Below are 13,839 nucleotides of genomic sequence, written 5' to 3'. Positions count from 1 at the left end.
GTGGCTGCTCTCTGTACCGGCCATTGTAGCACGTGTGTGGCCCAGGACGTAAGGGCCGTGATGATTTGACGTCATCCCCACCTTCCTCGCGGTTTGCACCGGCAGTCCCGTTAGAGTCCCCATCTTGACATGCTGGCAACTAACGGTAGGGGTTGCGCTCGTTATAGGACTTAACCTGACACCTCACGGCACGAGCTGACGACAACCATGCAGCACCTTGCAAATTGCCCGAAGGAAAAGGTATCTCTACCCCTGTCAATATGCATTTAAGCCCTGGTAAGGTTCCTCGCGTATCATCGAATTAAACCACATGCTCCACCGCTTGTGCGGGCCCCCGTCAATTCCTTTGAGTTTCATTCTTGCGAACGTACTCCCCAGGTGGGATACTTATCACTTTCGCTTGGCCGCCCAGGTCTCAAGGACCCGGACAGCTAGTATCCATCGTTTACGGCGTGGACTACCAGGGTATCTAATCCTGTTCGCTCCCCACGCTTTCGTCCATCAGCGTCAGTATACGGTTAGTCAGCTGCCTTCGCAATCGGTGTTCTATGTAATATCTATGCATTTCACCGCTACACTACATATTCCGCCAACTTCACCATAACTCAAGACCACCAGTATCAAAGGCAATTCTACGGTTGAGCCGCAGACTTTCACCCCTGACTTAATGGCCCGCCTACGGACCCTTTAAACCCAATAATTCCGGATAACGCTCGGACCCTCCGTATTACCGCGGCTGCTGGCACGGAGTTAGCCGGTCCTTATTCTTACGGTACCGTCAACGGGCCACACGTGGCCCTCTTTCTTCCCGTATAAAAGCAGTTTACTACCCATAGGGCATTCTTCCTGCACGCGGCATGGCTGGATCAGAGTCCCCTCCATTGTCCAATATTCCTCACTGCTGCCTCCCGTAGGAGTCTGGTCCGTGTCTCAGTACCAGTGTGGGGGATCCCCCTCTCAGGGCCCCTACCCATCGCGGCCATGGTAGGCCGTTACCCTACCATCAAGCTAATGGGACGCATGGCCATCCCCTACCGCCCGAAGGCTTTAACCGTCTTGCAATGCTGCAAAAGGTACCATGGGGCATTAATCTTCGTTTCCAAAGGCTATTCCCCTGTAGAGGGCAGGTTCCATACGCGGTGCGCACCCGTGCGCCGGTCGCCATCTTCCAGCAAGCTGGAAATGCTGCCCCTCGACTTGCATGTGTTAGGCCTGCCGCTAGCGTTCATCCTGAGCCAGGATCAAACTCTTCATCGTTGTTTCTTATATATTCGTCCCAACGTCTCCAAATTCCGTCCCCGGCCCCGATCCTATCGATCTAAATTCTTGATATCTTATTCTGTTCTCCGAAGTACACAGGGCATATGCCCCGGTACCTCGCTCTCCACAATATTTCAATGAACTACCCTTCATGGACGGGACCCCTAAGGCCCCGACCAACGCCACGGGAATCCCCCAAAGCGGGTGCAAATATAATCAGCATTTTTAATTACACAATGGATATTGCATCTTTTTTGCACTTTTTTTTCGACTAATTTTTAAGCTTCTAAAACCTAGTAGATTACGAACGCAAAAAAATCCAAAAAGGACATTGAATTTAAAGAATTTTCTTTGGTTTTACAAATTTTTTAACCAATCGCTTATTTGCGTTAGGGACAGCAGTGGCATCCTCGAATGCAATGAGAGATATAACGTATGGCCCGACCTGCTTTCTAAAGCGGGAAACGCCAAAAAACAAAGTCACATCTTATTGTAGGCCTGCAAACAAGGTATTATCTTTGCGAATTATTCATTATCAAGGTTTATGATCAATATTACTTTGCCCGATGGCTCTATTAAGGAATTTGAAAGCGGCATAACTCCTATGGAAGTTGCCAAAAGCATTAGTGAGGGATTGGCTCGGAACGTAATTTCGGCCAATTTCAACGGCGCTGTTATAGAAACGGTGACTCCGCTACAGGAAGATGGGAGCCTTGTGCTTTATACTTGGAGGGACAAGGAGGGGAAAACCGCTTTTTGGCATTCTACATCACATATTGTTGCACAGGCATTGGAAGAACTCTATCCAGGAGTAAAACTGACTATTGGACCTGCCATTGATAATGGATTTTATTACGATGTGGATTTACCTAACGACACTATTTCTGAAAAAGACTTTCCGAAAATTGAACAAAAAGCCTTGGAAATCGCACGGGGCAAACATAATTATAAAATGCGTTCCGTCTCAAAATCCGAAGCCCTGAACTTTTACAAGGAGCAGGGGAATGAATATAAGGTAGAGCTTATAGAGAACTTGGAAGATGGCACCATTACTTTTTGCGACCACGATACCTTCACAGATCTTTGCCGCGGTGGCCATATACCGAATACCGGAATCGTTAAAGCCATAAAAATCCTTAGTGTTGCGGGTGCTTATTGGAGAGGGGACGAGCACAATACACAACTTACCCGTGTCTATGGCATCTCTTTCCCGAAGCAAAAGGAACTCACCGAATATTTGGAGTTATTGGAAGAGGCCAAAAAGAGGGACCATAGAAAACTGGGAAAAGAACTAGAACTTTTTACGTTTTCGCAGAAAGTTGGCCAAGGTCTTCCTTTATGGTTACCAAAAGGCGCCGCTTTACGTGAACGCCTAGAACAGTTCTTGAAACAAGCACAGAAAAAAGCGGGTTATGAAATGGTGGTAACGCCACATATTGGTCAAAAGGAACTTTATGTTACCTCCGGACATTACGCCAAATATGGCGAAGACAGTTTTCAACCCATAAAGACACCAAAAGAAGATGAAGAGTTCTTATTGAAACCGATGAACTGCCCGCATCATTGTGAAATATATAATTCCAAACCTTTCAGCTATAGGGAACTCCCAAAACGGTATGCGGAATTTGGTACAGTATATAGATATGAACAAAGTGGCGAGTTACATGGTCTGACACGTGTACGGGGTTTTACTCAGGACGATGCCCACATTTTCTGTACGCCGGACCAAGTGGACCAGGAATTTATGAATGTCATTGACCTCTCCTTATATGTCCTTGGGTCTTTGGGTTTTGAGGATTTTACCGCCCAGGTTTCTATTAGGGACCCAAAAACACCCGATAAATATATTGGTTCCGTAGATAATTGGGAAAAAGCGGAAAATGCAATTATCAATGCGGCGAAAGAAAAAGGATTGGATTATGTAATCGAAGAAGGCGAAGCCGCTTTTTATGGCCCAAAATTGGATTTTATGGTCAAGGATGCTCTTGGAAGAAATTGGCAGCTGGGTACGATTCAAGTTGATTATACATTACCGGAGCGATTTGATTTGACCTATAAAGGCAGTGATAATGAACTTCATAGGCCAATTATGATACACCGTGCGCCATTTGGAAGTATGGAGCGTTTTATTGCTTTATTGTTGGAACATACCGGCGGAAATTTTCCTTTATGGCTGATTCCTGAACAAGCAATAATATTGCCTGTGAGCGAGAAACATGAAAAATATGCGGAAAAAGTTTTGAAATCACTTGAAAATAACGAAATTCGCGCCCTCATTGATAGCAGGAACGAGACTGTTGGTAAGAAAATACGAGAGGCAGAAATGAACAAAATACCATTCATGCTAATTGTAGGTGAAGATGATGAAAAGGCAAATACAATATCCGTTAGAAAACATGGCGGAGATGATTTAGGTGCCATTACCATTGAAAAATTTACTGACTTGGTCACTAAGGAAATAAATAGTACCTTAAAGTCGTTTTGAGAAAATTAAGTTTAATTAAAAATATGAAGTCATAGCAATACGTAAAAGATTCAGGCCCCAGCCTAGAAGGGAAAATAAGAATCCCCATAATATCAATGAAAAAATACTTGCTCCAGAAGTAAGGTTGGTTGGCGACAATGTGGAGGTTGGTGTATATCCTATCAGAAAAGCATTGGATATCTCCAAAGAATTGGAATTGGATTTGGTAGAAATTTCACCAAAAGCGAAACCGCCTGTTTGTAAAATAATTGATTATAAAAAATTCTTATACGAACAGAAGAAACGCGAAAAAGCCATGAAAGCGAAAGCTTCCAAGGTGGTTGTAAAAGAAATACGTTTTGGTCCGAACACGGACGACCATGATTACGAGTTCAAAAAGAAACATGCCGAAAAGTTTCTCAAGGACGGTGCCAAATTAAAGGCATATGTTTTTTTTAAAGGTCGGTCTATAGTTTACAAGGACCAAGGAGAAATTTTGTTATTACGATTGGCATCTGAGTTGGAGGAATTAGGGAAAGTAGAACAAATGCCAAGATTGGAAGGTAAACGAATGACAATGTTCATTGCTCCAAAGACAAAAAAATAATACTTCGGCTTCGCTCAGCGACCGATTGGATTTATAAAATACTAAACGCTGCTTACTTAATAGTGAGTAGTTTTTAGTATGTCCTTCGACTGCGCTCAGGATGACAGTATAAGGAAGAATAGTTTTTAATAAGTGAGATTAATAAATAAACTAGGAGAAAATGCCTAAACAAAAAACAAAATCCAGTGCCAAAAAGCGTTTTAAGCTTACCGGTTCCGGAAAAATTAAAAGAAAGCACGCTTTTAAGAGTCACATTCTTACGAAGAAATCTAAAAAGCGTAAGCTAGCTTTGACACACAGTACTTTAGTACACGATCATGATGTCAACAGCATTAAGGAACAATTACGTTTAAAGTAATTTGTACTTATACAGGTAAATTATTAACCATGGAGTTAGGCCTTTAAAAAGAGTTGTGAGTTATGAGTTCAGAGTAATGAACTTTAACAAAATTAGCCGCCTACTACAAAAAACAATTAAAAAGAAATGCCAAGATCAGTAAATGCAGTAGCTTCCAGAGCCAGAAGAAAAAAGGTGATGAAGCAAGCCAAAGGTTACTTTGGGAGACGTAAAAACGTTTGGACAGTAGCCAAAAATGCGGTTGAAAAAGCAATGTTATATGCTTATAGAGATCGTAGAAACAAGAAAAGAACTTTCCGTGCCCTTTGGATAACACGTATAAACGCAGGTGCAAGAATGCACGGGATGTCCTACTCACAATTTATGGGAAAAGTAAAAGCTAACAATATTGAACTGAACCGAAAAGTTCTTGCCGATTTAGCGATGAACCACCCAGAAGCTTTCAAAGCTATTGTAGAGCAGGTAAAATAAATTTTAAATACAATCTCACTTAAAAAATCCGATTCTCGCGAATCGGATTTTTTTATACGCCAAAAGCTGTTATTGTCAAATTTCTTCCCGAAGCATGGTTACGGTGTTCACATAGATAAATTCCCTGCCAAATGCCCAAATTCAATTTGCCATTGGTAATGGGTATTTGAACAGAAGTACCCATGAGGGAAGCTTTTATGTGCGCTGGCATATCATCCGGGCCCTCATAGGTGTGAATATAATAAGGTACATTTTCCGGTACCATTTTATTCATATGGCTTTCAAAATCTACCCGAACACTCGAATCTGCATTTTCATTGATGGTCAAGCTGGCCGAAGTATGTTTTATGAAAACTTGTAGCATCCCAATTTTAATAGTCTGTAGCTCAGGAATGGCCCTGAGAACACTATCGGTAATTAAATGAAAGCCTCTTTCAGCTGTAGGTAATCTTAACTCTTTCTGATACCAGTTCATTTGAAATTATATTGATTTCCGATAAAACTACTCCATTAAACCGTTCTTAACAAATACCTTTGCACCGTTAAATTATTGAAATGGATTTGTCTAAAATCAAAATGGTAGTGTCCGATATGGATGGGACCTTATTAAACTCCGACCACGAAGTGAGCGATCGCTTTTTTAAGCTTTTCACCGCGTTAAAAAAGCGGGATATTCTTTTCATAGCGGCAAGCGGAAGGCAATACGATAGTATTGTACACAAACTGGCTCCCATTAAAGATGAGATTTTGGTCATTGCCGAAAATGGAGCCTTGGTCAAGGATAAAGAAAAGGAACTTTTGGTTACTCCTATTCAGCATCATCTTAAAAGCTCTTTGTTATCCAAAATCGATAATATTGAAGGTGCCCATGCGATGATATGCGGTAAATACAATGCATATTTTGATAAGAAATCCGTTCCTTTTCTTGAGCAATTAAAGGAATACTATGCCAGTTATGAAATCCATGATAACTTTAATACAGTAACCGATGAAATCATAAAGATTGCAGTATACCACAATACAAGTGCAGAGGATTATATTTACCCGGCCATGAAAGATTTAGAAGGTCAAATAAGGGTAAAAGTTTCAGGAATTCATTGGGTGGATTTGAACCATACCAACGCCAACAAAGGATTTGCACTTGAGAAAATACAGAACCGTTTTGACATTAGCCCTGATGAAACCCTGGTATTTGGAGATTATAATAATGATTTGGAAATGCTCGGAAGGGCAAAGTACAGTTTTGCCATGGACAATGCCCATCAGAACGTTCTGGAAGCAGCAAATTATAAAACTACCAGTAACGATGATTTTGGTGTAGAACGAATCTTGGAGAAACTTCTAAATAGCTAATCAGGTTTTCTGTTTTTTCTTGCGGGCCGCAGGAAATAGAACATTATTCAAAATAAGCCTGTAACCGGGAGAAGTAGGATGTAATTCCAATTCTGTTTTTGGGTCCCCTACCCTATGCTGATAATCCTCAGGGTCATGCCCTCCATAAAAAGTGAAGAATCCTTTTCCTTTTATACCGTGGATGTACCGTGCCTCCTCATTGATTTTGTTCTCCCCGAGCACCAATACTGTCGGCTTAATTTCTGAGCGATCAAAGGCCGTGGTCTGCCCCATAAATCCTTTTACCAAAGTTGTATGATTTTGGCACAACATCGTTGGAACTGGGTCCCATTTTGCCGAAAAATCCATTAAAGAAAAGTAGTCGGATTCTTTGGGTACGTTTCCCCGTTTTTGTGTCATATCTATGGATGAAAACTCATATTTCAAATAGCTTCTTTCTAGCGTAAAATTGGTAAAGGCAAAGGTTTTTTGAAAATCCAGACTCGCTTGATAATTAGGGTCGGAAGCATCACCATCAAACATAGGCTCGCATATATCAACTCCGTCCGCGGCTAGGGCAATATCAAAACTATCCGTAGCGGAGCACATAGCGAACATAAAACCTCCTCCTATGACATAATTCCGAATCTTTAATGCAACATCCCGTTTCTCTTCGGAAACTTTCTCATATCCCAGTTTTTTAGCCAGTTTTTCAGACTCTTTTTTACTCTCTATGTACCAAGGCGTGGCTCGGTACGCCCCATAGAATTTACCATATTGTCCCGTAAAATCTTCATGGTGCAAGTGCAACCAATCATACAATGCAAGCTTATCGTCCAAAACTTCTTCATCGTAAATGGTCACGTAAGGAATCTCCGCATACGTAAGTGCCATGGTCACGGCATCGTCCCAAGGTTGGTTTCCTTTTGGGGAATAGACTGCAATTTTAGGTGCTTTTTCCAAGATGACCGCGTCCTGATTTACAGACGGACTACTGATTTCATCCAAAATGGCATTTGCCTGGCCATCGGATAGAATTTCAAAAGAAACTCCCCTTATTTGACATTCTTTACGAACGCTTTCGCCATCGGGCAATAAAAAGGAACCTCCCCGATAATTGAGCAACCACTGTACTTTTTGTTGTTTGGACAACACCCAAAATGTAATGCCATATGCCTTTAAATGATTCTTTTGACTCTCCGCATCCATTGGAATAAGAATAGAGGAAGCTGACAGCTGCACCGAAAAAAGAAGCAGAGAAAAAGAAAAAAGAAGTTTACGCATAATCGGTGTTAATTGAACCTACTCAAAGGTAAACGAAAAATAACCGTGAAGTATTTTGAGGCGCGTTAAAGAATTTACAAAGTACGAGGTGCAAGATTGGAAATAAAAAGTTTCTTGAAATTAAATTTCCCAAAGACTAGGTTTATACTTGATACTTACAATTAGGCCTGAAACTTCTAGAATGGAACATCGTTATCATCCTCTGGATTGAAACTATCGTTCATTGAACTTCCAAAAGCATCATCGGCACTTGGCAGCCCTTTTGTGATGAACGGATTTTCCTCATTGGCATTCATTTTAGATTGAAATTCAAAAGGAGAATCAAAATCGTCGAGATTGTCAAATTTACCAAGCTGGCCGATAAACTTCAGTCGGATATTGTCAAGCCCCCCATTACGGTGCTTGGCCACAATGAGTTCTCCTTGACCCTGCGTAGGTGTACGTTCTTCATCATCCCATTCCTCAATTTTATAGTATTCCGGTCTATAAATAAAGGAAACGATGTCCGCATCTTGCTCAATGGCGCCTGATTCCCTTAAATCCGAAAGTAGTGGTCTTTTGCTGCCACCTCGTGTCTCTACCGCACGGGACAATTGTGATAGCGCGATTACCGGAACGTTCAATTCTTTGGCCAAGGCCTTTAAGTTTCTCGAAATTGTGGATATCTCCTGTTCTCGGTTTCCTCCTTTTTGCGTTCCACCGGCGGTCATCAACTGTAAATAATCAATAATGATAATTTTAATGTCATGTTGTGATTTTAAACGCCTGGCTTTAGCCCTCAAATCAAAAATGGATAGCGAAGGGGTGTCATCAATGAACAAAGGCGCTTTTTCCAATGCCTTTACTTTTACGTTCAATTGTTCCCATTCATGTTTTTCCAGTTTTCCCGTTCTCAGTTTTTCGGATGACAATCCTGTTTCAGATGAAATTAGACGGGTAATCAATTGTACGGAGGACATTTCACAGGAAAAGAAAGCAACCGCTTCGCCCGTATCAACCGCTATATTTCTAGCCATGGACAAGGTCAATGCCGTTTTACCCATACCGGGACGCGCTGCAATGATAATCAAATCACTAGGCTGCCAGCCCGAGGTCAATCTATCCAACTTATCAAAGCCCGTAGCAATACCGCTCATGCCCTCTTTGTTGGCAATTTCCTCAATTTTCTTTTTCGCCTGAATTACCAAATCCAGAGCCGTTTCCGAAGAACGTTTCAAATTTCCTTGGGTAACATCATATAATTTTGATTCGGCGGCATCCAAAAGCTCAAAAACATCGGTAGATTCATCATATGCCTCTTCAATGATTTCGTTGGAAATCTTGATTAAACTCCGTTGGATAAATTTTTGAAGAATAATACGGGCGTGAAACTCGATATGTGCCGAAGATGCCACTTTTTGGGTGAGTTTTATAAGGTAAAAATCCCCTCCTACCGCTTCCAATTTTCCGGCCTTCTTCAATTGTGCCGAAACGGTTAATAAATCCACTGGTTGGGATTCCTCGAACAAAACAAAAATGGCTTCGTAAATAAATTTATGGGCATCCTTATAAAAAACCTCGGGATGTAAGATATCTATTACTTCATCTACCCCTTTTTTGTCAATCATCATCGCACCCAACACAACCTCCTCTAAATCAACAGCTTGAGGCGGTATCTTTCCTCTTTCGAGGTTGATAATAGTAGACTTATCGATCTTACGACCGATTAAAGGTTTAGTGTTCTCCATACCTGCGAAAATATGCAATTAACCTTAAGTTAACATGAAAAAATCCTTAAGTGATGTTCACCGTTAACTAACAATTTTGCTGTTAATAAGTTACGATTTATGTTGATAACAAAAAAAATCCAAGAATTAAAATTCTTGGATTTTTCTGAGCTTGACAAAATAGCTTATCAATCACTAAAAACACCCATTTGGGCATATTTATCCATTCGTTGATTCACTAATTCTTTTGGTGATAACTTTTGCAGTTCCTCAAAATGGGAAACAATTTTATTTTTTACCATCGTAAAAGCCTTTTCCCTATTGGCATGTGCACCTCCTGCCGGCTCACGTACGATTTCATCGATCAATTTCAATTTTTTCATATCTGTGGCCGTCAACTTTAGCGCTTCCGCTGCCGTTTCTTTATACTCCCAACTTCTCCATAATATAGAGGAACAAGATTCTGGGGAAATTACCGAGTACCAAGTGTTTTCCAACATCAGTACTTTATCGCCAACACCAATACCCAATGCACCTCCTGAAGCTCCCTCTCCAATGATTACTACGATGATGGGAACTTTAAGTCTTGTCATTTCAAAAATATTCCTCGCAATGGCTTCCCCCTGTCCACGTTCTTCTGCTTCGATACCGGGGTAGGCACCGGGTGTATCCACAAAGCATACCACAGGTATTTGAAATTTCTCGGCAGACTTCATTAAACGTAACGCTTTGCGATAGCCTTCGGGATTTGCCATACCAAAATTGCGATATTGTCGTGTTTTGGTGTTATATCCTTTTTGTTGACCAATAAACATATAACTCTGATCTCCGATTTTTCCAAGACCACCGATCATTGCCTTATCGTCCTTGACCGTGCGGTCTCCATGAAGTTCCAAAAAAGTCTCTCCACAAATAGCTTTAATATAGTCTAGGGTGTATGGTCTGTTGGGATGTCTTGACAATTGTACTCGTTGCCATGCGGTGAGATTTTTGTAAATCTCCTTTCGTGTTTCGGTAAGCTTTTTTTCTATTTGTTTACAGGTTTCGGTGACGTCTACATCGCTTTCCTCCCCTATAATCATACATTTGTCCAATTGTTCTTCCAATTCCTTAATTGGAAGTTCAAAATCCAAATACTCCATAGTTAATTTGATTTAGCTTTTGGTAGGGACAAATATAAAACTTAAATAGGGAATCTTTAGCCCAAGTTTCTTTTTCTCTCTGCACGTTGCTTTAAAATACCGTTTGCAATTACCGTAGTCAAAATCAATAGTGCACCCACATAAAAAAGCGGGTTCATTTTTTCCTCCGTACCAAAAAACAAAATGGCCAACACAATACCGTAAACAGGCTCTAAATTGGTGGTAAGCATCACAGTATAGGGAGTCAATATCCGCATTACCTTGACCGAAGCGATAAAAGCATAAGCGGTACAAATAAGTGCCAACACCAGTAAATATATCCAATCTGTTGTATTCAAATTAAAAAATTCCATTGAAAAACTTCCCTGAAACATCAATATGATCGAAAGGAACAGTACTCCTACCCCAAGTTCGTAAAATGAAATGACCGATGGCCGATGCGTTTTCACCAATTTCCCATTGATCAATGAGAAGACTGCCGCCAAAAAGGCCGAAACGAGCGCAATGACCATTCCTGATATGTATTTGGATTCCACCCTGAAAATGAGGTATAATCCAATGACAACAATAAGACCGAAGATTATCTCATAGCCTATAATTTTCCGATGGTACAAAAAAGGTTCCATCAGAGCCGTAAAAAGTGCCCCGGTGGACATCATCGCCAATGTTACGGATACGGTGGCTACTTTTATCGCCAGAAAAAAAGTTACCCAATGCAAGGCCACTACAATCCCAGCTCCAATGAGCCATATTGCCGTTTTTTTATCAATACGTAGACTGAACTTTGAACATAAAATGTAAACAAGAATGAACAAAGTGGCCAAACCCATGCGAAACCATACCAAGGGTAAGGAATCTATGGTTATCAGTTTTCCTAAAATTGCCGTGAACCCCCAAATAAAAACTATAAAATGAAGGTGTAGCAGATTTACGATCCTATCTTTTGGCATTTTGTAATAGATAAAATGCGACAACACCAAATACCACATTGGGTATCATTACGGCCAACAACGGAGAAAACCCCGATTGCTCCGCCAAGGTCCCAAAAACCTTATCAAAAAACACGTAGATGAAGGCCACAAGGATTCCAAAAGCAAGATTTATCCCCATACCTCCCCTTCTTTTTACCGAAGAAACAGCAACCGCGATGATGGTCAAAATGAAAGCCGTCAGCGGCAAGGCCCATCTTTTATACTTTACTAATATATAGGCATTGATATTGGAAGCTCCTTTACGACGTTGGTCTTGAATAAACTTATCCAGTTCATAAAGGTTCTTTGTCTCCGCTACATAGGATACCGGAGTCAAATCATCAATTTGGAAAGTAAAAAGTGTGTCCAACCTTCGTTTACTTTCAATCAATGCTGTATCCCCTACTATTTTTCTTTTTTTATAGGAAGTCAATCTATACAGACTATCCTTATCTATCCATCTTATATTAAGTGCCGAAATTTTAAAGTCCAGCTGATTAATGCTATCAAACCGTTCATACGTAAAATTATGTCCTATTTTTCGCTTCGGGTCAAAACTGCTTACGTAAATAAAATCTGTTTCATTCAATTGGTTAAAGATATTGCTGGTCACCCTGTCCTGCCTTCCTTTTTTAAGATATTTGAACTTGAATTCATTAAAACCCGCACTTGCCTGCGGTACAACGAACATGGTCATGAAAAACATGAGTATGGCAATCAATGTGGCACCAATAAGGTAGGGCCGTAGAAACCTCCCGTACGAAACCCCAGAGCTTAAAATGGCTACAATCTCCGTATTGTTGGCCAGTTTAGAGGTGAAAAAGATTACAGAAAGAAATAGAAAAATGGGAAATAAAAGACTTCCAATATAAATGGTGAAATTCAAATAATATTCCAGAATTTCGTTTAGCGGTGCCTCATTATCGATCATCTTTCCAATCTGCTCCGCTAGATTTGCCATTATCCCGATTGGGATAAACAACAACAGCATCAGCCCGAAGGTAGTCAGGTATCGCTTTAAAATATATTTGTCTATAATCGATAGCATTACAAACGTTTATCCATTTGTTTGACCATTTTATTCTTCCATTCCCTAAAATCGCCAGCTAAGATATGTTTTCTGGCTTCCCGCGTCAACCATAAATAAAAACCTAAATTATGTATGGTCGCTATCTGTTTTCCCAAATATTCATTAGCGGCGAACAAATGGCGTAGATAGGCTTTGGAATATTCCCTATCTACAAATGTAGTTCCCATTTCATCTATGGCAGAAAAATCATCTTCCCATTTTTTATTTTTGATATTGATGGTGCCGTGCGCGGTAAAGAGCATTCCGTTACGGGCATTTCTAGTGGGCATCACACAATCGAACATATCTATACCCAAAGCTATATTTTCCAAAATATTGATGGGTGTACCCACGCCCATTAAGTATCTGGGTTTGTCTTCCGGTAAAATCTCCGTGACTACCTCTGTCATGGCGTACATTTCCTCTGCCGGTTCGCCCACCGAAAGTCCTCCAATAGCGTTTCCTTCCGCTCCTGCGTTCGCGATATATTCTGCCGATTGTTTTCTTAAATCCTTATACGTAGATCCTTGTACTATCGGAAAAAATGTTTGTGCATAATCATAGGCAACAGGAACTTTTTCCAAATGATCGATACAACGGTCCAACCAACGATGTGTCATATGCATGGATCGCTTTGCATAGTTGTATTCGCAAGGGTAAGGCGTACATTCATCAAAAGCCATAATGATGTCCGCGCCAATGATACGTTGTATTTCCATCACATTTTCGGGTGTAAAAAGATGTGTAGAACCGTCTATGTGCGATTTGAACTTTACCCCTTCTTCCTTTATTTTTCGGTTTCCCGATAAAGAATACACCTGATATCCTCCGCTATCCGTCAAGATATTCCTATCCCATCCCATAAATTTGTGTAGTCCTCCCGCTTTCTGTAAAATCGATGTTCTTGGCCGAAGAAAAAGATGATAGGTATTGCCCAGAATAATATCTGGATCAATCTCCTCTTTCAGTTCTTTTTGGTGCACCCCTTTAACCGATGCTACCGTACCAACAGGCATAAAAATGGGGGTTTCAATGGTTCCATGATCCGTTTTCATGGTTCCTGCCCTAGCCTTGGTTTGGCTATCTGTTTTGTGTAAAGTAAATTCCAATAGTTATTGATAAAGTTGCAAAGATAGCGAACTACATATGGGGAAGGCTTAATAAAAACCAAAGAA

Annotated in this window: 12 protein-coding genes and 1 rRNA gene (1 of these 13 running past the window's edge); 5 read left to right on the top strand and 8 right to left on the bottom strand. The window is 40.8% G+C overall.

Annotated elements, in window-relative coordinates:
* Positions 1–1,257 (bottom strand): 16S ribosomal RNA (locus tag ACKWBX_RS07210); it reaches 285 nt to the left of the window's first position.
* A gap of 547 nt (positions 1,258–1,804) precedes the next feature.
* Here ACKWBX_RS07210 and thrS point away from each other — a divergent pair.
* The 4 genes from thrS to rplT all read left to right on the top strand — a co-directional run bounded on the left by thrS (position 1,805) and on the right by rplT (position 5,160).
* Positions 1,805–3,745, top strand: a complete 1,941-nt coding sequence (gene thrS / locus ACKWBX_RS07205) for a threonine--tRNA ligase (protein ID WP_413967968.1) — start codon at positions 1,805–1,807, stop codon at positions 3,743–3,745.
* Between the two features lie 31 nt (positions 3,746–3,776).
* On the top strand, positions 3,777–4,331 hold the full coding sequence (gene infC, locus ACKWBX_RS07200; RefSeq protein WP_413967998.1) for a translation initiation factor IF-3: 555 nt from the start codon (positions 3,777–3,779) through the stop codon (positions 4,329–4,331).
* A 160-nt stretch (positions 4,332–4,491) separates the two neighbouring features.
* Entirely contained in the window at positions 4,492–4,689 is a 198-nt protein-coding gene (rpmI, locus tag ACKWBX_RS07195) for a 50S ribosomal protein L35 (RefSeq protein WP_379935301.1), read from the top strand.
* Positions 4,690–4,815: 126 nt separating this feature from the next.
* Positions 4,816–5,160, top strand: coding sequence for a 50S ribosomal protein L20 (gene rplT, locus ACKWBX_RS07190; protein WP_413967967.1), 345 nt, complete (start codon positions 4,816–4,818; stop codon positions 5,158–5,160).
* A 52-nt stretch (positions 5,161–5,212) separates the two neighbouring features.
* On the opposite strand, the gene ACKWBX_RS07185 is transcribed toward rplT, so the two are convergent.
* Positions 5,213–5,635 (bottom strand): secondary thiamine-phosphate synthase enzyme YjbQ, encoded by a 423-nt coding sequence (locus tag ACKWBX_RS07185; protein ID WP_413967966.1) that lies wholly within the window; start codon positions 5,633–5,635, stop codon positions 5,213–5,215.
* Between the two features lie 80 nt (positions 5,636–5,715).
* Here ACKWBX_RS07185 and ACKWBX_RS07180 point away from each other — a divergent pair, with 80 nt between their 5' ends.
* Positions 5,716–6,513, top strand: a complete 798-nt coding sequence (locus tag ACKWBX_RS07180; RefSeq protein ID WP_413967965.1) for an HAD family hydrolase — start codon at positions 5,716–5,718, stop codon at positions 6,511–6,513.
* Here the strand turns inward: ACKWBX_RS07180 and ACKWBX_RS07175 are convergent, their stop codons facing one another.
* From ACKWBX_RS07175 to tgt, 6 genes are all read right to left on the bottom strand, one after another.
* A complete protein-coding gene (locus ACKWBX_RS07175) occupies positions 6,514–7,776 on the bottom strand; it encodes an asparagine synthetase B (protein ID WP_413967964.1) in 1,263 nt (420 codons plus the stop codon).
* Between the two features lie 176 nt (positions 7,777–7,952).
* Positions 7,953–9,503 (bottom strand): replicative DNA helicase, encoded by a 1,551-nt coding sequence (dnaB, locus tag ACKWBX_RS07170; protein ID WP_413967963.1) that lies wholly within the window; start codon positions 9,501–9,503, stop codon positions 7,953–7,955.
* A 167-nt stretch (positions 9,504–9,670) separates the two neighbouring features.
* A complete protein-coding gene (locus ACKWBX_RS07165) occupies positions 9,671–10,624 on the bottom strand; it encodes an acetyl-CoA carboxylase carboxyltransferase subunit alpha (protein WP_413967962.1) in 954 nt (317 codons plus the stop codon).
* 56 nt (positions 10,625–10,680) lie between these two features.
* On the bottom strand, positions 10,681–11,574 hold the full coding sequence (locus ACKWBX_RS07160; RefSeq protein ID WP_413967961.1) for a DMT family transporter: 894 nt from the start codon (positions 11,572–11,574) through the stop codon (positions 10,681–10,683).
* Positions 11,561–12,643 carry an LptF/LptG family permease gene (locus ACKWBX_RS07155; RefSeq protein ID WP_413967960.1) on the bottom strand — a complete coding sequence of 361 codons (1,083 nt, stop codon included), beginning with the start codon at positions 12,641–12,643 and terminating at the stop codon, positions 11,561–11,563. The genes ACKWBX_RS07160 and ACKWBX_RS07155 overlap by 14 nt, the downstream gene beginning before the upstream one ends.
* Entirely contained in the window at positions 12,643–13,773 is a 1,131-nt protein-coding gene (tgt, locus tag ACKWBX_RS07150; protein ID WP_413967959.1) for a tRNA guanosine(34) transglycosylase Tgt, read from the bottom strand. The genes ACKWBX_RS07155 and tgt overlap by 1 nt, the downstream gene beginning before the upstream one ends.
* Positions 13,774–13,839 lie beyond the last annotated feature (66 nt).

This window comes from Maribacter algae, from assembly GCF_047345745.1.
In the GTDB taxonomy this organism is placed as follows: Bacteria; Bacteroidota; Bacteroidia; order Flavobacteriales; family Flavobacteriaceae; genus Maribacter.
The sequence above is the reverse complement of the archived record's forward strand: the minus strand, read 5'-3'. Positions and strand labels throughout refer to the sequence as shown.

Coding starts and splice junctions, on each gene's coding strand:
- thrS (WP_413967968.1), top strand. CDS start 1,805: ATGATCAATATTACTTTGCCCGATGGCTCTATTAAGGAATTTGAAAGC.
- rpmI (WP_379935301.1), top strand. CDS start 4,492: ATGCCTAAACAAAAAACAAAATCCAGTGCCAAAAAGCGTTTTAAGCTT.
- rplT (WP_413967967.1), top strand. CDS start 4,816: ATGCCAAGATCAGTAAATGCAGTAGCTTCCAGAGCCAGAAGAAAAAAG.
- ACKWBX_RS07185 (WP_413967966.1), bottom strand. CDS start 5,635: ATGAACTGGTATCAGAAAGAGTTAAGATTACCTACAGCTGAAAGAGGC.
- ACKWBX_RS07180 (WP_413967965.1), top strand. CDS start 5,716: ATGGATTTGTCTAAAATCAAAATGGTAGTGTCCGATATGGATGGGACC.
- ACKWBX_RS07175 (WP_413967964.1), bottom strand. CDS start 7,776: ATGCGTAAACTTCTTTTTTCTTTTTCTCTGCTTCTTTTTTCGGTGCAG.
- dnaB (WP_413967963.1), bottom strand. CDS start 9,503: ATGGAGAACACTAAACCTTTAATCGGTCGTAAGATCGATAAGTCTACT.
- ACKWBX_RS07165 (WP_413967962.1), bottom strand. CDS start 10,624: ATGGAGTATTTGGATTTTGAACTTCCAATTAAGGAATTGGAAGAACAA.
- ACKWBX_RS07160 (WP_413967961.1), bottom strand. CDS start 11,574: ATGCCAAAAGATAGGATCGTAAATCTGCTACACCTTCATTTTATAGTT.
- ACKWBX_RS07155 (WP_413967960.1), bottom strand. CDS start 12,643: ATGCTATCGATTATAGACAAATATATTTTAAAGCGATACCTGACTACC.